Source organism: Salinimicrobium oceani (genome assembly GCF_012037645.1).
In genome coordinates this window covers 1-406 of record NZ_JAAVJR010000838.1, presented here as the reverse complement: position 1 = coordinate 406, position 406 = coordinate 1, and the positions used below count along the sequence as shown (strand labels likewise).

General features: G+C 36.5%; 1 protein-coding gene. It reads right to left on the bottom strand.

What is annotated here, in order from left to right:
• On the bottom strand, nt 1-402 hold a 402-nt coding region (locus HC175_RS24810; RefSeq protein WP_369074357.1), incomplete at its 3' end, for a glycosyltransferase family 39 protein.
• Nucleotides 403-406: the final 4 nt, after the last annotated feature.

Genomic DNA, 406 nt, shown 5'->3' with positions numbered 1-406 from the left:
AGGATGTGATAAAATTAGAACCCCACCAGCAAGTGCTTGTGGCAGAAAACCTATTTTTTTTTGAAGAAAAGAAATTAGAAGGTAAACCCATAAAGTGAGGAAAAACATCGTTATAGGTTCAGATAGAAAAACCCTGGAGTAAATTTGCCATGCCGGATGGATTGCAAAGAGCAGGCAACCGAGGAGAATAAGACCCTCCTTTAGTTTTAAAAGTTTGAGCGTTTTATAGAAGATGAATATCCCTAGCAGATGCAGCAGGAATTTAAAAATAAGGATATAGGTGAGATTATACCCAAACAAAATAAATATACCTGCAATTAAAAAAGGCCAGACCGGGGGGCGAAATGCTGTAGGTTTACCATCTTTGATTTTTAGCTGTTCAATTTTGTTTGTTTTAAACATTTCC